Annotated in this window: 26 protein-coding genes and 2 pseudogenes; 4 read left to right on the top strand and 24 right to left on the bottom strand. The window is 48.1% G+C overall.

All coding sequences use genetic code 11. The features are described from left to right. Positions 1–1,305: 1,305 nt before the first annotated feature. The 7 genes from SIB64_RS12035 to SIB64_RS12005 all read right to left on the bottom strand — a co-directional run bounded on the left by SIB64_RS12035 (position 1,306) and on the right by SIB64_RS12005 (position 5,087). Positions 1,306–1,500 (bottom strand): chlorophyll a/b-binding protein, encoded by a 195-nt coding sequence (locus tag SIB64_RS12035; RefSeq protein WP_413440433.1) that lies wholly within the window; start codon positions 1,498–1,500, stop codon positions 1,306–1,308. Between the two features lie 374 nt (positions 1,501–1,874). Continuing rightward, positions 1,875–2,261, bottom strand: coding sequence for a hypothetical protein (locus SIB64_RS12030; protein WP_413440432.1), 387 nt, complete (start codon positions 2,259–2,261; stop codon positions 1,875–1,877). A 44-nt stretch (positions 2,262–2,305) separates the two neighbouring features. Beyond that, on the bottom strand, positions 2,306–2,470 hold the full coding sequence (locus SIB64_RS12025) for a hypothetical protein (protein ID WP_413440431.1): 165 nt from the start codon (positions 2,468–2,470) through the stop codon (positions 2,306–2,308). A gap of 716 nt (positions 2,471–3,186) precedes the next feature. Beyond that, positions 3,187–3,798 carry a hypothetical protein gene (locus SIB64_RS12020; RefSeq protein ID WP_413440430.1) on the bottom strand — a complete coding sequence of 204 codons (612 nt, stop codon included), beginning with the start codon at positions 3,796–3,798 and terminating at the stop codon, positions 3,187–3,189. Positions 3,799–4,100: 302 nt separating this feature from the next. Next, positions 4,101–4,307, bottom strand: coding sequence for a CCRG-2 family RiPP (locus SIB64_RS12015; protein WP_413440429.1), 207 nt, complete (start codon positions 4,305–4,307; stop codon positions 4,101–4,103). 40 nt (positions 4,308–4,347) lie between these two features. Further along, positions 4,348–4,521, bottom strand: a complete 174-nt coding sequence (locus SIB64_RS12010; RefSeq protein ID WP_413440428.1) for a hypothetical protein — start codon at positions 4,519–4,521, stop codon at positions 4,348–4,350. A gap of 353 nt (positions 4,522–4,874) precedes the next feature. Beyond that, positions 4,875–5,087 (bottom strand): hypothetical protein, encoded by a 213-nt coding sequence (locus SIB64_RS12005; RefSeq protein ID WP_413440427.1) that lies wholly within the window; start codon positions 5,085–5,087, stop codon positions 4,875–4,877. Here SIB64_RS12005 and SIB64_RS12000 point away from each other — a divergent pair. Beyond that, positions 5,086–5,895: a hypothetical protein gene (locus tag SIB64_RS12000; protein WP_413440426.1), complete on the top strand. Its 810-nt coding sequence runs from the start codon at positions 5,086–5,088 to the stop codon at positions 5,893–5,895. The two genes, SIB64_RS12005 and SIB64_RS12000, sit on opposite strands and share 2 nt — an antisense overlap. A 566-nt stretch (positions 5,896–6,461) precedes the next feature. On the opposite strand, the gene SIB64_RS11995 is transcribed toward SIB64_RS12000, so the two are convergent. From SIB64_RS11995 to SIB64_RS11955, 9 genes and pseudogenes are all read right to left on the bottom strand, one after another. Further along, entirely contained in the window at positions 6,462–6,665 is a 204-nt protein-coding gene (locus tag SIB64_RS11995) for a hypothetical protein (protein ID WP_413440425.1), read from the bottom strand. Positions 6,666–6,715: 50 nt separating this feature from the next. Beyond that, entirely contained in the window at positions 6,716–6,922 is a 207-nt protein-coding gene (locus SIB64_RS11990) for a hypothetical protein (protein ID WP_413440424.1), read from the bottom strand. 498 nt (positions 6,923–7,420) lie between these two features. Next, a pseudogene (locus tag SIB64_RS11985) lies at positions 7,421–8,149 on the bottom strand (transporter substrate-binding protein). Positions 8,150–8,208: 59 nt separating this feature from the next. After that, a pseudogene (locus tag SIB64_RS11980) lies at positions 8,209–8,525 on the bottom strand (transporter substrate-binding protein). Next, on the bottom strand, positions 8,480–8,668 hold the full coding sequence (locus SIB64_RS11975; RefSeq protein ID WP_413443013.1) for a transporter substrate-binding protein: 189 nt from the start codon (positions 8,666–8,668) through the stop codon (positions 8,480–8,482). Before SIB64_RS11975 ends, SIB64_RS11980 begins: the two are co-directional and overlap by 46 nt. 187 nt (positions 8,669–8,855) lie before the next feature. Continuing rightward, positions 8,856–9,062 carry a hypothetical protein gene (locus tag SIB64_RS11970; RefSeq protein ID WP_413440423.1) on the bottom strand — a complete coding sequence of 69 codons (207 nt, stop codon included), beginning with the start codon at positions 9,060–9,062 and terminating at the stop codon, positions 8,856–8,858. Between the two features lie 40 nt (positions 9,063–9,102). Beyond that, positions 9,103–9,363: a hypothetical protein gene (locus SIB64_RS11965; protein ID WP_413440421.1), complete on the bottom strand. Its 261-nt coding sequence runs from the start codon at positions 9,361–9,363 to the stop codon at positions 9,103–9,105. Beyond that, a complete protein-coding gene (locus SIB64_RS11960; RefSeq protein ID WP_413440420.1) occupies positions 9,360–9,593 on the bottom strand; it encodes a gibberellin regulated protein in 234 nt (77 codons plus the stop codon). The genes SIB64_RS11965 and SIB64_RS11960 overlap by 4 nt, the downstream gene beginning before the upstream one ends. A gap of 49 nt (positions 9,594–9,642) precedes the next feature. Then, a complete protein-coding gene (locus tag SIB64_RS11955) occupies positions 9,643–10,152 on the bottom strand; it encodes a DUF411 domain-containing protein (RefSeq protein ID WP_413440419.1) in 510 nt (169 codons plus the stop codon). A gap of 634 nt (positions 10,153–10,786) precedes the next feature. On the opposite strand from SIB64_RS11955, the gene SIB64_RS11950 reads away from it, so the two are divergent. After that, positions 10,787–10,960 carry a conjugal transfer protein TrbI gene (locus SIB64_RS11950; protein WP_413440418.1) on the top strand — a complete coding sequence of 58 codons (174 nt, stop codon included), beginning with the start codon at positions 10,787–10,789 and terminating at the stop codon, positions 10,958–10,960. Positions 10,961–11,042: 82 nt separating this feature from the next. Here SIB64_RS11950 and SIB64_RS11945 read toward each other — a convergent pair whose 3' ends face one another. From SIB64_RS11945 to SIB64_RS11910, 8 genes are read right to left on the bottom strand one after another with little or no spacing between them, the layout of a single operon-like run. Beyond that, the gene (locus tag SIB64_RS11945; RefSeq protein WP_413440417.1) at positions 11,043–11,765 is read right to left on the bottom strand and encodes a DUF3050 domain-containing protein; all 723 of its coding nucleotides are present in this window, start codon (positions 11,763–11,765) and stop codon (positions 11,043–11,045) included. Then, positions 11,765–12,232 carry a DUF1348 family protein gene (locus SIB64_RS11940; RefSeq protein ID WP_413440416.1) on the bottom strand — a complete coding sequence of 156 codons (468 nt, stop codon included), beginning with the start codon at positions 12,230–12,232 and terminating at the stop codon, positions 11,765–11,767. Before SIB64_RS11940 ends, SIB64_RS11945 begins: the two co-directional genes overlap by 1 nt. 14 nt (positions 12,233–12,246) lie before the next feature. Further along, positions 12,247–12,537, bottom strand: coding sequence for an MSMEG_0570 family nitrogen starvation response protein (locus SIB64_RS11935; protein WP_413440415.1), 291 nt, complete (start codon positions 12,535–12,537; stop codon positions 12,247–12,249). A gap of 48 nt (positions 12,538–12,585) precedes the next feature. After that, entirely contained in the window at positions 12,586–13,560 is a 975-nt protein-coding gene (locus SIB64_RS11930) for a sll0787 family AIR synthase-like protein (protein ID WP_413440414.1), read from the bottom strand. Continuing rightward, positions 13,557–14,192 (bottom strand): MSMEG_0567/Sll0786 family nitrogen starvation N-acetyltransferase, encoded by a 636-nt coding sequence (locus SIB64_RS11925; protein WP_413440413.1) that lies wholly within the window; start codon positions 14,190–14,192, stop codon positions 13,557–13,559. The genes SIB64_RS11930 and SIB64_RS11925 overlap by 4 nt, the downstream gene beginning before the upstream one ends. A 5-nt stretch (positions 14,193–14,197) precedes the next feature. Further along, complete coding sequence (locus tag SIB64_RS11920; RefSeq protein WP_413440412.1) at positions 14,198–15,292, bottom strand: MSMEG_0568 family radical SAM protein; 1,095 nt, start codon at positions 15,290–15,292, stop codon at positions 14,198–14,200. Further along, positions 15,285–16,289, bottom strand: a complete 1,005-nt coding sequence (locus SIB64_RS11915) for a Nit6803 family nitrilase (RefSeq protein WP_413440411.1) — start codon at positions 16,287–16,289, stop codon at positions 15,285–15,287. Before SIB64_RS11915 ends, SIB64_RS11920 begins: the two co-directional genes overlap by 8 nt. A 19-nt stretch (positions 16,290–16,308) precedes the next feature. Next, positions 16,309–16,791 carry an MSMEG_0572/Sll0783 family nitrogen starvation response protein gene (locus SIB64_RS11910; RefSeq protein WP_413440410.1) on the bottom strand — a complete coding sequence of 161 codons (483 nt, stop codon included), beginning with the start codon at positions 16,789–16,791 and terminating at the stop codon, positions 16,309–16,311. Positions 16,792–16,963: 172 nt separating this feature from the next. Here SIB64_RS11910 and SIB64_RS11905 point away from each other — a divergent pair, with 172 nt between their 5' ends. Both SIB64_RS11905 and SIB64_RS11900 read left to right on the top strand, forming a co-directional pair. Next, a complete protein-coding gene (locus SIB64_RS11905) occupies positions 16,964–18,268 on the top strand; it encodes an MSMEG_0569 family flavin-dependent oxidoreductase (protein WP_413440408.1) in 1,305 nt (434 codons plus the stop codon). 434 nt (positions 18,269–18,702) lie between these two features. Continuing rightward, positions 18,703–19,236, top strand: coding sequence for a hemagglutinin (locus SIB64_RS11900; RefSeq protein ID WP_413440407.1), 534 nt, complete (start codon positions 18,703–18,705; stop codon positions 19,234–19,236). Positions 19,237–19,254 lie beyond the last annotated feature (18 nt).

Below are 19,254 nucleotides of genomic sequence, written 5' to 3'. Positions count from 1 at the left end.
GATCTGTTTCTACATCTAAGGTTTTCGTCAAAGTTGATATCGCCATTTGCAAAATAATTCGCCAATTCAGAACATTCAATGTTTGAAGCTCCAGAGGGAAGAAGAGTGATGAGCAGCGAAACTCCAGAAATAACTAGAGACGCGGCTACTGAGGAAGATGTTTTCATTTATTCGGCGTAGGATTTAGCCTAAATTATATCTAATGGCAAATTGCTTGGCAACGATTTATACGACTAATTCTTTGCACGTAAAACCATTCTATGGCTGGGTCTGCGACCCCCACAACTGCAAAGTGGTGCGCTCGAATTCTGTCCCCATCATGTCATCCAGCTTCTCTATCAGTGGTGCTGGCTGATCTGAAGAGAGCAGCTTTGTTCTCAATCTAAATAGTCGGTCATCGGTTCGAATCCATCAGGGGCCGTCACCGTAATACCAACGATTTTCAGCCAAAAGTTGTGAGCCAAGTTTTGTAGGTCAGCATCGGCTCCAAGCGCACCATATCCTTTCGCCATATTTATGCGAGTACAGGAGCTTTTGATATTGGCCCGAGCTTATCCCGTTTTTAGTTGGTAGCACGTCAGCCTAACGGGTATCAGATGATCCCCCCTCAGTGTTTGTCATCCATCGACTCCTCTTCATCGCATTGCAGCTACTTACTGTGCCTGCGAGCTGCATCGATATCGGTAGTGATTTTAGCGAAGGGCCTGAACAATTCCTGTTGACAGATCAACAGAGCTGAGGTTGATTGCGGAACTGCCAATGTGATCTATTTCTATTTAAGCAACCTCTTTACGCCCCGCCTTGATTTTATTTTTGGCTGATGTCAAACCCACGAATAACAACAGGAGCAAACCTGCATTGATACTAATGAAGAAAAATGAATCCATGATCACTTGGTGGCTTTACCCTTCATAGGCAGCCAATTGCAGACCATCCATAAGTCAAAAGACTCATTTTCTTATTGTTGATACTGAAAACCTGCGACAAGTCCTTTACATGAGAGATATTGCAGCATCCATACGTCTCTCTTCAATCACGAGGAAATCAGCCCACATACCAATAAGAAAACTGAGTGTTGTCAGCGCACGGATTTGTTCTTTAGAGCCCGGTGGTGTGTACTTGAAATCCATAAACATCCTGTCAGCAACGTCTCGTTGTTCTCTGCAGCGATTATCAATTGTCATCAGTCGACTGTTTGTTTTTGAGAAGGTAGGCTTGTAGGTTGAGCAAGTCGGTTAATCGCTGCATTTGAAACAAATGCTGTCAGTGCAATCAGACTCCATCTGGCAGTTGTGTCGTCGTTCATTAGTTGATGCCAAAGACGCCGAAGCTAATTTGGTTGATGATGCCTTGTCCAGTGACTGCTTCTGTAATGAGGCCAATGGCAAATCCCAGCATTGCCAGACGTCCATTGAGTAGATCAGCTTTTTGCGTGCGTTCAGCCTTGATTTGGGCTGCAGCAGCTTCCTGATACCAATTAGCGTCGGAGCTGGAAGTCACTAGTGCACCTTTTGGAATCTATAAGAATCTTACTGCTCTTGTAACGAAATGTGAATAGGCGGATTTCCCTATTCGCCTAAGCTCACCTCAGCAGCCCATCCCTTTCGTTGTCCCAGTGAATAGCGATGAACATCGAGGTGGAGACGATGACATGGCAGATCAACCTGCACAATGTCAGACGATGTCACCTTTCGGATTAGAGAAGGTGATTGATGCTCTCTAAGCACTCAAACGCTGAACCAGTACTGCGAGCCGACGTTAAAGCTTAATTCTCCTCGATTGATGGCAGTAATGGAAAATCTTTTCAATATAACCAAGAAAGACGATTTAAAAATAAATTAGATATCGGAAATATTGCAAGAGCAATTTCATGGTTAATCAAAGATTTTATCTATAAATCTGTCCTTATATGCTTTTTGACAAGCTGCACCGGACGTTGCCCAACCGATTGATCCTGGCTTACGAAGTTCCCATTTCTTTTCGATAGTTTCTCCGTCAACAGCTGTGAATGTGTGGTTCATGCGGCCATTGAACATCTGGCAATTGGTTTCACTCGTAAACATGTATTTTTGAGTTTTTGTATAGTGGGTAACGGAAGGCCAATTGTTTCGTATTATTTTTATCTTGTCGCATTCATTGGGGCCAGAACAACCTCCTATACACCATTCTTGATCATCACAAATTAGTTGCGGTAATTGAGTTTGAGCAGTCGTAGGAATTGCTATAAGAAGAATAGCTAAAATAGCAGCAGATTTTATCACTCACTTTGACATAACTCCTTGAATTGTAATGACTCCATTCCCTCTTAAACCTCTGCATCAGCATGCCATAACAGCTTACAAGGTTTCCAGCCACCACGCTTCATTGGCTGCCGAAGCTCAATCGCGCCTGGTTTTCGTAGATGTCGTCTGCTCATGAGAAGGGCTAGTTGACTGTCTAACACCTTCTTACAGTCATCCACGAACAGCATCGGATCATGCAGCTAGGTTTGCTTGTCTCGTTGAAACCTGCCTTCCAGCCGTGCTTGATGAATCACCCACCCTTTCGCCATGGTCATGCTTTGAATAGTTTGGGCTTCTTAATCAGATGGATATGATCAAGCATTCAAGATGGTTCCAACGCATTTCTGGTAAGGAAGTTGGTAATGGCCGTCTCCTCTCGATAAGTAGCAATCAGTTAATGATGATGCATTTTTAATTGGTGAGACGATTAAAAACATCAATGAGTCACTAATTTGTTGAATATCATCGCGATATTGGCTCGGTTCGAATATTGTATCAATATTTTCGCCTAATAATGGATCGTCAGTAATAAACTAGGTCTTGGTCATCGAGCCATTGGCAGAAGTTTTCTTGTCCCTTGATTTGCCTCGTGACGATATCAACAATATGTCATCAATCCTTCATGGTATCAACTGTATCGTGTGCAATTATTTTCGGCATCAACTGGGATCTTCGTTGGAAAAGGTGTGGTTTTGCCGCCTATTCTTTTTTTAATTTTGCCTCTTCGTTTTTGGACTTCACGAATTGCGTCAATTGTGTGGCTTGATTGTAATCACTATTCTATCTAATTTCTAAAAGCGATGTGTGGTCGAGAGATTCCTGAAAATTTTAGTCAAGATCGCTTATAGTGATTCATGCCAGCGCTGATTTGAGTTGATATAAGCTTTTAATGTTATTAATGATTTCATGAGAATTTGTCTTGATCTGACTTATCAGCTATCGAAGAATAGTTAATTGTTTGTTTAATGGTATCTATTTTTAACTGACGTGAAATTCCATTGGATGTTAAGAACGATTCCCAGTCCGTAAAACTTTTTAAATAGACAGATTCTGCTTTCTTTGTTTTGCGTGCCTTCTCTGATGAGTAAAGTTTTAAAATTCGTTTGACGATCTTGCTTGGTTTTTGGGTTTTGTTTTCGATTCTTTCAATATTTCGCTGATACCAGATGTCTATTTGCGTAAAAACTTGAACCGATGCTATCACATCAAATATCTTGAACAGTTCGGGCAAGAGAATTAAATTCTCTTTGTAGCGTGGCCCTGTCGTGTCGATGTGCAATATAAAATCTCTATGTCCTTTTATGGCATCTAAAAAGTTTCTTTGCTCAGAAAAAATATCGCGCAGTTTATTCCCCTTTAGTCTTTTGGCTTTGATGCGATTGCATGACAATGTTTTTCTGAGAACTTCGTTGGTGAAAATGTTTTGATTGTTGTCGGTCATCAGTCGAATGAACGTTGACTTCCCGCTTCCTGATGGGCCAGCCACCATTAATAGCCGTCTTTTAGCAAAAAACATCAATAATTTTATTCGAGATTGCAGGACGTTAGTATTTTAGGGTGTGGAATCGGTTCGTACAAGTCTTTTTGCAATGTTGCAACGTCTGCACTGCTTCTCGCAAAATAGTACACCCTTATCGCTGGTGCTGCTCTGGTAATCTAGCTTTTTGTGTCATGTTTAGCCGTAGTATTAGTTATTATTCTGATCTTAATTTGTATTGCTCATGGTGTATCTCTGATGGATTGACTTAAGCAGTGACCATTCATTTTAATGCAAAAACCCGCCATTGCTGACGGGGATGCTGTTGATGTTGACTTAAATCAGTCTTTTTCAATTGTGCCTGAGCTGTGGCCAGCGGCTACAACTGCTGCACCAACACATTTGCCGTCTTTAAGGTTCTGGTACAGATCTTTGTAGAATTGAACCGCTTTTGCCCCTTCCTTGGCGATAATGTAACCCGCAGGAATCCATGCAGCTCCGCCGCTGCAGGTTTCGAGTTGTTCAATCGAAAGTTCAGAGTTGTTCATTGGTTGTGTGTGAGGTAGTGAATGTGATGAATAAAATGGATCAGAATTTAGAAGAAAGATCTTTCTTTCCCCCAAGAAACCACGGAAGAGCCTTGCCAGGATTTTGTAACTTCCACATCAGAACCAAAGGGTCAACGCAAAAGTCATCATTTGCAGCTGTTCCAGCTGAGATGGATTGAAGCTGTGAAAGATCAAGTTCAGGTTGGTTGGTCATGATTGAGAAAGTGAAATTGGCGTGTGTTCCTCCGATGAACACACCATCTCCGTAATCAGTGCTCGAATCGATGACTTGAGTCAGCGGCGCATGTGAGGTTGGTCACACGCACCATCCTTCGCCTGATTTTGGTCATCTGCACGACCCCTAGGACACAATGTGGGGGCAAGGGTGAGCTTTAGGAGTGGAATTTCATCAATGACCGGGGTTGCAGCGCTGAAAAGTTTCTTGCATCTTCACGACCGTTTAAGACTTTTCCTGCGGAGTGGATCAGCACGGCAGAATCCTTTTGGGCATTAATCTCCTCAAAAGCAGCCACCACATCACTCCAACATTAAGACGGTTGTCGTCAGCTAGACCTCCAGTGCATCGGGTCCTGTGCCATCCAAAGTGATACCGAAGATCTGCCGTTCGCGAAGCAAAAAAGAAGCCTTTCTATGTCTCAGCTTCAGCCGCCAGACGTCCAGCGTCGATGTGAAGATGCCCATCGATCTCATCTCCCTGTTGCAGTCGCTGACGTCCGTCCCTGGCGCCTTTACCCTCCAGTCGTCGCGTTGAGGTTCCATGACCGACGCCCCGTCCAGTCCGCGTCTTTCCATCGGTCTCGCCATCCAGGAAGGCTGGCAGACCTTCCGTCGTGCTCCATGGCCGTTTGTTTTCTTTGTGCTTGCGGCCTTCATCCTGTCCACTGTGGTTGATCAGATTCCAGGCTTGGCCGGCATCATCGCCACCACCTTGGTAGACCTTTGGGCCACGATCGGAATCATGCGTGGTGCATGGGTCGGCCTGAATGGCAATTCTCCGCGTTTTCGTGACTTTATCGCCATCAATCCGGGCGCGATCTGGAGACTTTTCAGCCGCCAGTTGATCCTGGCCATGTTGCTGCTGGTGATCGGCTTTGCCGTTTTTTGGCTCGCCCTGATCGCCGCTGATGCCAACGAGATTTTAGGTGAGCTCTCCATGCTTTTGATGGAGATCGATCCGTCGGATCTCGACCAGATCACCGCCTTGATTCCTGTCGTCCAGGATCTTGCGACGAAAGTCCTACTGAGTCCCAGCGCCCTTGCCGTTCTGCTGGTTGGGTCCGTGCTTGGTATTTACATCCAGGTGAATCAGGCTTTCCTCGGCTATCTCGCTGTTGTTAAGGGTCTGGGACCGATCGCAACGATCCAACAAGGGATCTGCACCGTTCAGAGCCAGTGGTGGCAGGTGCTCGGGCTTCTGGTGATGCAGGTTGTGATCCTGTTTTTGGGGGTCTGTGCCTGTGGTTTTGGTCTGCTTGCAGCGGTTCCAGTGGTCTTCGTGATCACAGCTTCGGCCTATCGACAACTGTTTGGAGCAGACGATTCGGCCGGATTTCTCAACGGCAGCTGAGCCGCACACTGGCTCTGGCTTCCAAGCGCCGATAGGGCAAAAGCAAATGGGGTTGGCATCAGAAACTGAAACTGCATAGAGCAACTGCCTAGAAAGCAGTCGGTCAACGCTTCACCTGAAAGGTTCTGATTTGATACCCACGAGCATTCGAATTCTGGACCCTCGGGCTTTCAGCTCGGCGCACGACTGAACTCTTCTACCTCGTCGCTGGTTCTGGCTCAATACCGTTACCTGGAGAGGTTGAACAAGGAGTCTGAAGCCAGCGCTTCGATGGGTCGGTTTTGCGATCTCAAAATGACGGTTCTCCTTCTTGAATGACCACTTGAGCAGGAGTAGACCAAGGTCAGAAAATAGGAAAAGCAAATGCTCAATGCACTCGCGCTGGCCACCATTCTTGGCCTCGGCATCATTCTTGTGATGACACTGTTCTACGGAGAGCTTGAGCTGCTTCAAAATAAGCATTAGCTGAACAGTGATCGGAATGAATGATTGGCGAAACGCTTTAATTAACAAAACCTCGCCTCTCATGGGGGCGAGGTTTTTTTTGAGTGAAATTAATAAATTAATTATTTTTTTTTGTTGGCCTCTTTTGCGATCGTATTTAATATAATAGGTGTTGCGATAAGTGTCGCCAGCTGAATTCCCGCAGCCCCACCAATACCAGCGACAATTGCTGCTGCAGGTAATGCGCCTGCGTTGATATTAGATAGTTCATCAATAGAAAGTTCTTGATCGTATTGGTCAGTAGAAGATGAAATCGAAGAAGTCATTGTTATGAGAGGGTTGAAGTAATGGTTGAAGACAAAGATTTTATAGGGGTTCAAATGTACCAAGATAATGGCTCTGGCACTGCTTTCCGTGCTTTGTCAAGAGCAGTATTGATGGGCCTGTCTTTGGTTTGTTGATCGATACTTTTTGCAAAACTGTATCCATGAGCTGCCTGAACAATGGTTGAAACAAATGGGTTGAAACCTAAACCACCATTGCAGCTCTCGAGTTGCTCAAGAGAAAGTTCAGTGTTGTTCATTGATCGAGTAGATGGGGGTTGTGTGAATTGCCGTGAGCTGTATTGCCCTCGACATTCACAAGATCACATCCTTTTTTGAGAGGCGTCTGATGCTTTCTGGTGTGGATCTCCCGTATTGGTGGTGAGTTGCTGGTGAAGCCCTGCCGCTCCTGAAATCCACCACCCAAAGTCGTGCGTTGACATCTCCATGACCCACCAACACTTCTTCTATGGGGTGGTTCTGAACTGCAGAATCCTGTTCTGTTGCTACATCAGGAAAAAGCAGTTGCTGCGTTTCGCCTATTTGAAAAGGAAGTTCAAGCCCTGGGCCCATTTGGCACAGGGAAATGGACTGGGCTCTTGATGCAGGCAGAATATCTGAATTGCTGGGAACGGTGGGGCAAGACGGCTTGAATCTGGAGTTGGCCACCACTCAGTGGTTTCCCGATCTGTTGTCTATAAAGATGACGATGGGCCCGGACCCGGATCTCCACAGGGATGACCACAACTCCCTAATCATTAACCAAGTGAATTTTTAGGAACAGCTACCTTCAAACTGTTATCGAGTCTTTCTACCAGTCCCCAAACGCCCTTGGGTAATAAAAAGTCATTAGAATTTAAAACGCAGCCCCCGGAAGAATTCGCCCAGTTGCAGGCATAGCCTCGCATCACGGGTTCATAGCGACTCCATGCATGCGGTTCAACCATGCTTTTACTTTCTGCAACGATACGCATCGAACCCGTTGGTGTGATCTGCGCGATGGGTACAGACTGCGCAAGATGATGATTTGGCATCATCTGAACTCTTCCCTGCGGAGCTTGGAAGGTCACTCCAACAAGTGCTTCACGTACTTTAGGTGAAGCGAATGACTTTGCTTTCTCAACAGCTTGTTTCCATTGATAAACCATTGTGTATGCGGATTCCTGAGGACCCGTTAGCCATCGATCAGCTCCATAGCGTTGTTGAAATGAGCGTACAAACTTTTGGGATGAGCGCGATTGATCAGACATCATGTAATTCCAAGTTACATAATGACCAGACCAATAATGGTGGTCGATCAGTTCCAGTTCTGGGCCGTGCAGTGTAAGATTCATCATCTAATAACCATTGTCAGGGGTCAGTGTTTTTGCTTTCCATCCTCTGAAAAATGCAATATTTTGATTTCCGTTCAAATCATTGATGAGACCTCCATCGGGCATCGTTGCCTTGATCATTTGAATGGTTGCTCCGACATCTGTATCTCCCAATGGCAAGTACTATTCCCCAACAACTGATGCCCCGAGTCCTTTCAACTGTTCTCTTGTGATCATATGTTAGGTTTGCGGGAATACATAGTCAGAACCGACGAGAAAAAAGGTTTTCCAGCTGCCGTGGGTTGTTGGTGCATGAATAGGATTGCTGGTTCTGATTGTTGATTTGGTGTAGCACCTGTATAAAAAATATTGCGCAAATATTCTTGTCCTTCATAATAGATTGGATAAAATAAGAGATGGTCAGCGCCTCAACCACTGGCAACATTGCTTTACGGCTGGCTGAAGTCCATCCACGGAATAGGGCAGCGACTTGGTTTCGAACAATTAGGTCATTGGCTTGGCGGGCGTGTTCTGGCCACTGAGGCAGCATCTCTCAGGATCGGTTAGATGAGATTGTGCTGTTTGTTGATCCGAATTTCCCCCATTTGCATTGATTTCTGCGATCGCCATCATTTCTGCTTCCACAAGCCCCGTTTCCTCCACGGCCATTGTTCCTGTGAGTGAGTGAATCATCCCCACTCGAACCTTCTTCAGTTCAGCCCCATGACTTGACTGTAATACAGCTGTAAAAGAAAGAATTGCAACTGAAAGCAATTTGAGTGTTGTTGATATCAAAACTGATTACATTTGCAACGTGGACATCATGAACTAAGTATTTTTTGATTTTAACCATTTTTCTTCCATTTGTTATTTTGTGCATTCATGTGTTGACTTTTGCAGTCAAACCAGATTTTAGGGTGTCGTATTCATGATGAAATTCTTGGTTTCTATGAGAGTCAAAAGCCGCTCTTGAGACGCCCAGGGCGTTGAAGTGACCAATCAGTCGTTTTATTCGTTGATTGAATGTGTGAAGATAAAGGGTCGGCATGTTTTTCAGATGGAATGTGAATTCATGCGATGCGCCCATGAAGTTGTTTCAACCTGAATATTAAAATGTTTGTTTGCTATCAATTTCTATTCTGACGTTTTCTTGGCAACCAAAGAAGCGAGCCAGATACAATAACAATACATGACAGTACACCTAGAATAATGGAATATGAAGGCTGCAGGTTAATTGCCCCAAACCTGCCAGTGTGTATTTTCAACAGCCAAAATGCATCAATGTTGAATTCCAGAAGGCCGCTGTAAATCGATCCCGTCAAGGTAGTGATCAGCAGGGGGGCTGCTGCAATGGGTACTAAGAGCCGATGGAGTCTACGGACTTTCACTGTTTTCGAAGTGCCTTGTGCAGGTCTGCTTCATCGCGACATGGCATCCATTTTCCGTTGTTTTCATGTGTTCCTTCACAATTGAGTTCTTTGGCTCGTTCCTCTGCGGCTGCTTGTGTTGTATACATTCCTTTCCCATGGGCATGAGCGTATTCAATATTTACTGCATATGCACAAGTGAGGAACGCAATTGTTTTGATGCAAGTATTTGTTAATGCCAAATTTTTCATGTTGGTTGTTTGCTAAATAGAGTTTTGGATTGAGTATGTTTTGGCTTTTTCATTTTACGAGGGTCGACCCCACGTAGGAGTTGTACACCGCTTTATCTCCCTGATTGGAGACTGCGATGACTGAATAGGAATCTCCCTTCACCATTGGTGCTTCCATCCCGGGAGAACCGAGTGGCATTCCAGGAACTGTCAAACCTGCAATGTTCGGCATTTCATCTAACAACCTATCAATAGATTCAATTGGCACGTGTCCTTCAATGAAATAACCGCCAACAAATGCTGTGTGGCATGACGACATGTCGCCCGAGATTCCTTCGCTTTTCTTTAGTTCTTGCATGTCGTCTGTGACATGGTCAACAACCTGGTAACCGCCTTTCAGCATTGAATTCCCCCATTTTGTGCAGCATCCGCACGATGCCTCTCTATAGAGATGAATGACGGGCCCGTTGTTGTTGTGTTCTGTATCCAATGTTGTCCCGCCACCATGTTCATTGCCGTGGCTGTGCGCTGCTGTACTTAGAAGCATGCTTCCAAGGCAGGCGATCATGACGAGTTTCATGTTCATGCAGATCTAATTTGCTAATCCTAGCTGATTCATCTTTCATATGTTTTATTTCTCTCCGATCGGTTGATTTTAGTGATTTGGTTATTATGACATGACGTCAAACCCTAAAATCCGGCTGTCGTTTGTTGGCCCTAAGTATTTCATACCTTGAATAGAGGTTTTTCCCGATTACTGGTTTTTGAATCCATCTTTGAGCCAGTCTGTTTGTTGTCGATTTATCTTGTTTAATTTGTGATTTTTTCCCTTTGTTTAGCAATCGATGCACGGCAACTTGTCTCAATGTTCAAAAATGTATCTTGTATCGTCACTTCAATCGTTGTTTTGGGGCCTGGTTGATCCTTTCGAATCAATGCGTGCATTGGAACCGCGTCAATTGCTGCTTTCCTGATTGTTTTGCCTCTTGTCTCTCGGTTCTATTCTGGATGGTTGCCTTTGATCCAGTCTTGTCTTCTATTAATTGTTTCGTTCTCCAAGCTTTTTGTTGAACCTGAGGTCTTGATAAGCATTTGTTGCCGTCAATTCGAAATGAGAATCATTCTCCCGTTGAATGAATTTTGTATGAGGATTTTGCTGTTTTCTGCTTACGATGCTGTAGGGTTTAGAAAATCAATTAGGGGTCTCGTTTCAAATGTCAGCAGTTCTCTCAAAGTGCGCATGTCCCTCTTGTTCCTGTGATGTGCAGGAGTCAAGTGCTGTTGTTAGTCATGGACAAAGCTTTTGTTCCGATGCCTGTGCAACGGGTCACCCCAATGGTGAGCCCTGTCATGGGACCGGTTCCTGTGGCTGTACTTGCGGTGATTGATTGTTTCAAGCAAGCACGTCTCTCATGACATAGCCCTTTTCTTGCGGGGGCTTTATTGCTTTGTTCGCCATGCAGTTGGCCTTCAATTTGGTTGTTTCGCTTTCTTAATGGTTTCTGAGATCCTGTTCCAGAATTCTGCTCGAGCAAAGAGTGTCTTTTTTTTGATGACTTCAACGCGCTTTTTCGCTTCAGGGTCGTTGCCTATTAGCTTCTCGACGAGTTGGATCGCTAGCGGACCATGGGTTTCCCCATCAAGACTGATGTGGCGCTCCAGGTACCAGTTCAGTGTTGGACAGGGAAGTTGAAGTTGGATGAGCCGATTTCGAAGCTCTGCAAACAGCTTTGGCATCAGTAACTCTCGGCCGTAGGTGTAAGCGCCAGCAACCACTTCAGGCTGTCCGTCTTCCAAGCAGTTTTGCGTGTTGGTCATGAAAGCACGGCTTGCCTCAGGCACTGTTGGATCAGCAAGCATCTCCTTCAAACTGCATCGCCGCATGTTGTCGATCCTTGACGTCATTGCCCCTGTATCTGCCTCGATTTCACGCATGGCACAAACATAAATCTCAAAATGACTCAGTTCAGCTGGTCCGCCCAAGCCAACCGGTAAGTGATCGCTTTCTTCTTCTGTGATGAGTTCATCGACCAGAGTCTTTAATTCAGGTTGATGTTTGCCAACTGTCCGCTGAAGCCCTTTGAGGAGATGCATGAAATCCCACACGGCATAAACATGCAAATCCATGAAGACTCTCAGATCATCGACATCGTTGATTTGCTGAACCAGCCGACTGAACGGGTCTCCAGCCATTAAAGGCCCAGTTCGGTGAGACCTGGAAAATCCTCAGGTCGTGCACCATCTCCCCAAGTGAATTTTCGATCTTCCAATTTGATCGGTATGTCGTTGATGCTTGCTTCGCGTCTTCTCATCAAACCGTTGTCTGAAAACTCCCAGTTTTCATTCCCATGGGCTCGAAACCACTGATCAGCACCATCATGCCACTCATATTGAAACCGAACAGCTATTCGGTTGTCGGTGAAAGCCCAAACTTCTTTGATTAGTTTGTAATCAAGCTCTTTGGCCCATTTGCGTTTCAGAAATTCTAGGATTTCCTTCCGACCATAAATGAATTCACTGCGGTTTCTCCATACGCTGTCTTCTGTATAGGCCAGAGATACTTTGTCAGGGTCTTTGCTGTTCCAGGCATTTTCAGCCATTCTTGCTTTTTGTTTGGCAGTTTCAAGGGTGAAGGGGGGGAATGGTGGCTTTCCAGTCATTGAAGAAGATTTGTTTAGGGGAGTTGGTTCATGACACGTACGATCGCTTTGGGGTCGTATCGAGCGACCCATTCGCGGAGTTGTGCTTCCTGTTCGTCCGTGCGTGTGCAGGAAAAACCAAAACGTTCTCGAACCCGTTCAGAGGCTTGTCGTAAAGCTTTTGTCCCTAACGATTCGAGTTCGGTGACACTCATTGAGTCACCAGTTTTGAAATAGTTAAGGATCACTGTTGATGGCGAATACAATGTACTGCATTGCCCATCAGGCCACTCAAGTTCGAGTTGAACCTCGGGCATTGAATCCATGAATCTCACTGTAACTATCGCTGCTATCTGCTCCCACCTGCTGTCGCATCAAGCACATCCAAAACCGGTAAGACCCTCGTCCGATCTCCACAATGTGTGTGTGCTGTCGCCATCGTTAATGAATACCCCTGCTTCCCCCGCGGAGAAGCAACCAATTGGGCAGTAGGTCAGGTTGTTGGTTCGATTCAGGTGCCCTCGAAGCTGATTCGTTTTTGATGGCTGAACGGCCAGCAAGAATCCGAAACTTGGAAAGCAAGTTAACCATTTTAGTTCACCCACCCCTGATGGTCGTCTGATGGCGTTTCGATTCAACGTGATGGTCAGTCCGCAAGCTTCGGCAAACATCGCTGTTGTACCTGTAATGCCACCCATGCTGATGTCTTTCGCAGCGTGAATTGTCTTGTCTTTGGCCAATGCGGGTAGAAGTGCCAAATGATCGCGCAGCTGTTCTCCAGGCGCTGCTGTTGCTGCATCCCAGAACGGATAGTGCTTGTAAAACGAGCCGTTGTGGTTGATCAGCCACCAAAGCTCATCTCCAGGTTCAGCTGCTCGCGCTGAAAGTATTGGCCCCTCCGTTACTCCCAGCACGGCGACAGATAGTGCGTCGTAAGGGCTTTGTTGGTTTGAATGCCCTCCCACCATTGGGACGGCAAAGCGTTCACAAGCCGTTTGCATGCCGGCTTGCATTCTTTCGAGTTCCCCCCGTCTGCGCGTCCAGATGCTGTTCAGCACCGCGATTGGCCGCCCCCCCATCGCAGCGATGTCGGAGAGATTCACCAACACCCCGCACCAGCCTGCGAACCAGGGATCGTTTGCCACCAGGGTGGGATGCATCCCCTCACAGGCCATCAGCAAGCTGCCGTTTTGGGCCGGTAAGACAGCGGCATCGTCTCCCAGTAGCGCTGCATGGCCCAGGTTTGGAAACGGCTGATGGGGAAAGATCTGAGCTGCGGGCTGAATGTCCCTCTTTGAACGCAGTCCCTTGTTCTGACGCAGTTGCTGAATCAAGCGTTCAACGTTCATGCAACTGAGAGCTGATGGGGGCGGCGTTCGTTGGAGGGTGTGTAGTAGTTCAAATCGGCTTGCATCAGGTGATGGCGAATGCCCCTTATCTCGATTTCCCGGATCGATGTCCAATGCAACCGTTTGAAAAAACGCACATTCTGGATTTGGACAGTGGCCAGAAATTCAGCACAACCCCAGCCATTGGCCCGGGTGACTGCTTTCCAGATCAAGCCTTTTCCAATTTGGTTGTGGCGCCGATAAGCGCTGTGAACGCCGAGGCGGCCTCCATACCAGAGACCTGGTTCTGTTTCGACAATCCGAACGACGCCCACGACCCTTGCCGTGTCTTCCTCTCCGTGATGTAGCGCGGCAATGGGAATGGCGGTGGCGTCGTGCCCATCTCGGTCTGATGTCTCAAAGACATGTTGCTCGTCGCAAAAAATTTTTCGACGAAGCTTCCAGTAGCCCTGCAGAAGAGGGGTATTGGGCCCCAGCACATGGAAGGTGAATTGTTCTGAGGTCGCCGTTGGTGACAACCGAAAGTCATCGGCATCGATGCCAACACCGCAACGCACCGATGGGGTGAACAGGTGCGGGGCAGAGCTGAAGCTGCTGCCAATGTCGCGACTGCTGGGATCAAGGAAGACCATGGTGTTCAGGCGTGGTCTTCAAACAGCGATAGAGCCGAACATGCACCGCATTTCGCACAACCGGCTTGCATTTGATCAGATCTCAGATTTCCGTCTCGCAGGATTTTGGCGACGCCTTGGTAGACGTTGATCATGAAGTCTGTGCTCGGTGCGGGGTGATGTTCGAGTGGCGTTCCAGAGATGGGAACAAATGGCACCACGAAGGGATAAACCCCGATCTCAACGAGCCGACTTGAGCATGCAAGCAGAGCGTCATGACTATCCCCCAATCCGGCGAGCAGATAGGTCGACACCTGCCCTCGTCCGAACACCTTCACCGCATCAGCAAAGGCGTTGTAGTAGCGCTCCAGAGTGAGTTCCGACTTTCCTGGAAGAATGCGGCGACGCACATCCGGTTCCACCACCTCGAGGTGCATGCCAAGGCTGTCGATTCCCGCCTGTTTCATGCGGTCGTACCAGAGCGGATCATCCGGGGGTTCGCACTGACCCTGGATCGGAAGATTCACCCGTTGTTTTACGGCGGTAGCCGTCTCAGCCATCATCCGTGCGCCCCTGTCGTCGCTGTTGGGCGTGCCGGTCGTCATCACCAGTTGGCGCACACCGTCGAGACGTACCGCAGCCTCGGCTACTTCAGCAACGTGTTCCGGGCTTTTCCGCACAACGGTGCGGGCATCCTCCAACGATTGTTCAATGGCGCAGAATTGGCATGACTGACTGCGGTCTCGGAAGCGAATGCAGGTCTGCAGCAACGTTGTTGCCAGCACATCCCGACCGTGCAACAACGCAATCGATCGGTAAGGAATTCCATCCGCCGTTGAGAGCTCATAGAACGCCGGCTGTTGTGTTGTGGAGATCTGATCAGTGATGCCAGCCTGCGGTCCTTCAAGCTCCACACCTCCCTGGGAGGAGGCATTCAATCTGTATTGAGAGGTCGATGCGGAGGCGTTGTACACCGGTACCATCACCGTGGTTCCATCGAGGGTGAGCGCCCTGTGGTCTGAAGGGCCTGCTCCACCGCGACGACCACGGTTCCCCTCAACCGATTCTGTCTGCACCCCTTTGACCTGCAGTTCGGTTACCAGTCGCCCCAGTTCAGACATGGTTCATGTCCTCGTGCTGGGGTGTCGCCGATGTAATCGGGCCTGGATCAATACGTCTTGTCGATGGAGCCGTCATGGTTTGCATCGGCGAGTTTTCTGCGTTGTTGATCTGCAACGACAAAAGCTCCGGGCGGCTGTAATGCCCAACACTGTCCATCATCCGTTTGCGCTTGGTGATTAAGGAGAGATCAAGCTCGGCGACGGCTAAGCCTTCTCCATCGGGTAGCGGACCGGCCAGGTATCGACCCTCCGGACTGATCACTGCCGTGTGACATCCCCCGCGGAAGGCTCTGTGAAGAGATTCGTCTGATGTGATTAGGGTGTGGTCACTGGGATCCAGCCAGCCGGAGGAACAGATCACGAAACAACCGGCCTCTAAAGCGTGGTGGCGCATGGTGACGGCCGTTTGTTCGCTGAAAATCGGACCGACCAGCGAACCAGGAAACTGCGCACAATGCAGTTCTTCTCCCTGAGCCATCAGGGCGTAGCGAGCTAGGGGGTTGTAGTGCTCCCAGCAAGCCAAGGCTCCAATGCGTCCAATCGCGGTCGGCACCACCTTCAAACCGGAGCCATCGCCTTGGCCCCACACCATTCGCTCGTGATACGTGGGTGTGATTTTGCGCCGCTTCAACACAAGCTCACCACAACTGTTGAACAGCAGTTGCGTGTTGTAGAGAGTGCCCCCGTCCCGTTCGTTCACTCCCAGTAACACCTGCATGCCGTGTTGCTGGGCAGCACTCGACACTGCATCAGTTATTGGCCCAGGAACAACAACCGCTTGCTCGTACAGCGCCAAATGTGCTTTCCCCATGCGAACAGGAGGTTCAACGAATGAGAAATAGGGGTAATACGGGAGAAATGTTTCTGGAAAGACAATCAGTTGAACACCCTGAGCCGCAGCTTCGGCCATGGCATCCAGAACTCTTTGTAGAGATCCATCCAGGTTGAATAACACTGGACGGATCTGGGCTGCAGCAACTTTCAATGGGGAAACCATGAATGCAAACTGTTTTGAATCAGAGAGTCCACGTGTCAAGAATGAAGGCACCTTCCTTCCGGTGCATCAGGACGATATCCAGAACATCCAATGGATTAACAGGAGTAATCCCAGGCATCAATGCACCTTCCCCATGGCCGTAAAGCGCCTGTAGAGCAAAACGGCACGCATAAACTTTCCCCCCCTGATCCATAAATTTTTGAAGGCGTGCATTGAAATTGAGATGTCCGTCAAAGGCGGCATCACCGAGCTTCGGGAATCCTCTTTGAACTCCCAAGGTCACACCAGGACCGTAGAGCAGAACTGACGTTTCAAATCCCTTGGTAATTAATCGGCTGGCTTGCAACAGGTTGACCAGCCCGATCGAACCTTCAAATGCCACGGTGTGAAAAGTGACCAGGGCCTTTTCGCCGGGATCTGCCTTCACATCAGGAAAAACCTTTTCTTCGTAGTCAACGAGAAAATCACCCGGTTGATTGGCAGGACGCTCAACGGAGGGCATGTCACAAAACTCCAAGTAAGTTCAGGCTGACTCGCCCCGGCGCCAAAAAAAGTTTCTAATGCGACAAAATGCTGCGTTTCACATGCGGATTGACCGTCGATAAATTGTATTTACTGCTACATCTTTTGGCTGTTGAATGGGGCAAAGTTAAAATCTAATCTTATGTCTTTTCATGACTCAATCGTCCGATAGCTGCAAGCTGAAGACGGTTGTTGTGATTGGCGCAGGCCAGGCTGGCCTTTCCGTTGCCGAAGCATTACATCGCCAAGGCCTTCGGCCCCTTGTCTTGGAGAAAAACAAGATTGGTTTTGCATGGGATCAGCAACGCTGGGACTCGTTTTGCCTGGTCACGCCGAATTGGCAATGCCGGTTGCCGGGATTTCCCTACGACGGTCACGACCCCGATGGCTTTATGGACAAAAGGGCGATCGTTGATTTTTTGAGGCGCTTCGCTCAACACGTGGGTGCCGATGTCCGTGAGGGTATCGCTGTTCGCCGACTCACGCACAGCGGCGGTCGTTATCGCCTGCACACCACCGAGGGTGTGATCAACGCTGATCACGTGGTTGTGGCAACAGGCGGTTATCACATCCCCAAGCGCCATCCTTTGGCTGAACGTCTACCAACTACCGTTCGGCAACTCGATGCTTGCGACTACCGCAATCCTGAATCGCTGCCCTCGGGTCCGGTCCTTGTTGTTGGTAGTGGTCAGTCCGGAAGTCAGATCGCAGAAGACCTGTTTCTTGCCGGCCGGGAGGTGCACTTGAGTGTCGGCAGTGCACCTCGTTCTCCCAGGCGTTATCGCGGTCGTGACGTTGTTGATTGGCTCGATCGTATGGGGTACTACGCCATGCCAATCAGTGAGCACAGCGACCCCCGTTCTGTTCGCGCCAAAACCAATCACTACCTCACTGGCAGGGATGGTGGTCGTGAGATTGACCTTCGCCGACGCGCTCTCGAGGGCCTCAATCTGCATGGTCGTCTCTCCACGATTGAAGCCGATCACATTGGCTTCGCCATGGATCTGGCTGAAAATCTCGATCATGCTGATGCCGTGTATTGCAGGATTCGTAGCAGTATTGATTCGTGGATTGAGCAGCAGGATTTCGAGCGATCCATCCCTGAGGAGGATGTTTATTCACCGTGTTGGCATCCATCCACGGCAACAGACCCAGGTTTGGATCTAAGGCATACACCCCTTGCTGCAGTGATCTGGTGCATGGGCTATCGCAGCGACTTCAGTTGGGTTGATGTGCCTGTTTTCGATGGTTCAGGACAACCCGCCCATGAGCGGGGCGTCACGACCAGTTCCGGGCTCTACTTTTTAGGGCTGCCCTGGTTGCATACCTGGGGTTCAGGTCGATTCTGTGGGATTCAAGAGGATGCCAACTACCTGGCCAAGCTGATCAGTCTTCGGGTGCAACGACGGGATGCCAGTCAGGAACGCTTGGAATGTACGGCGATTCTGGGCAGTTAAACCCAACCTGAGCTGTTTGGGTCTCTATCGACCTTTGTCTCTTGTTTGGTTCCGTTGAGGTTCATTTTTCGATTTCACTGTTTTAAATTCAACTTGTTTGCCTTGAATCGATATGTTCAGCTTTTTTCTAAGAAAAATCAGCAATTCATTACTACTGTCGGGCGGCTTGGCAAAAATGGCAATCAGCCTTAATACGGGTTGTCTTTTACTCTTGAGCAGCCAATAGTGAGTGTCTGATAGGCGGAGCTGCCATGAATGATCGGAGATTTAAACCATCGTTTTGCCATCTGATCTTGCATGGATCACACCACTCTTGATCAGCGAAGATTGGGTCTAAACCATTCTTTGCCCTTTCATTGCAGATGGTTCGGATCCTGAATCGGATCCTTTGTAATCAACGCGATGCCAGTTCTGTTCACCCCGGAGTGTTAATCATGCGACTTCACTTCATACCAATTCATGTTTTCAGGGAAACACCTTCTGTGACCTTTTTTGATGCTGGCGTTCCAGGTAGCAATGGCACGGATGTTGTTGCGCACTATGGCGCTGCCATCTCTCCTCCAGATCTGGATGGCTCGGAGCAGTATTACGTCCACCAACATCAAGTGGACCATAATCTTGTCATTGAAGGCGAACGTATTTTCACTCTTCTGAATCCAGCCTGGCCCCAGCCCCACCATGTGATTCATATTGTTCGTGCCATGGGTGCTTTGCAAATTCCTGTTGGTACCTATCACCGGTCAGTCTCTGGTGATGCTGGCAGCCTGGTGCTCAACCAGTCCTTGAGAGATCCTGCATTCAATTACGCTACGGAATTTATTCCTGTCTGCCTTGGCGATCACCATTGTTTGAGTTGGGTGCGCCGCAGCCTTCCTTGGGTTTGGAGATGGAATGATGGGCATATCTGCAGGCAACATGAACGGAAAGGAGCTCAATGTGATGCCATTATTGATCCAATTTTGGCTTGATTTTATATTTCATCCATG

The organism is Synechococcus sp. MIT S1220 (genome assembly GCF_047303025.1).
GTDB lineage: Bacteria > Cyanobacteriota > Cyanobacteriia > PCC-6307 > Cyanobiaceae > Parasynechococcus.
This window is presented reverse-complemented; position numbering and strand designations above follow the sequence as displayed.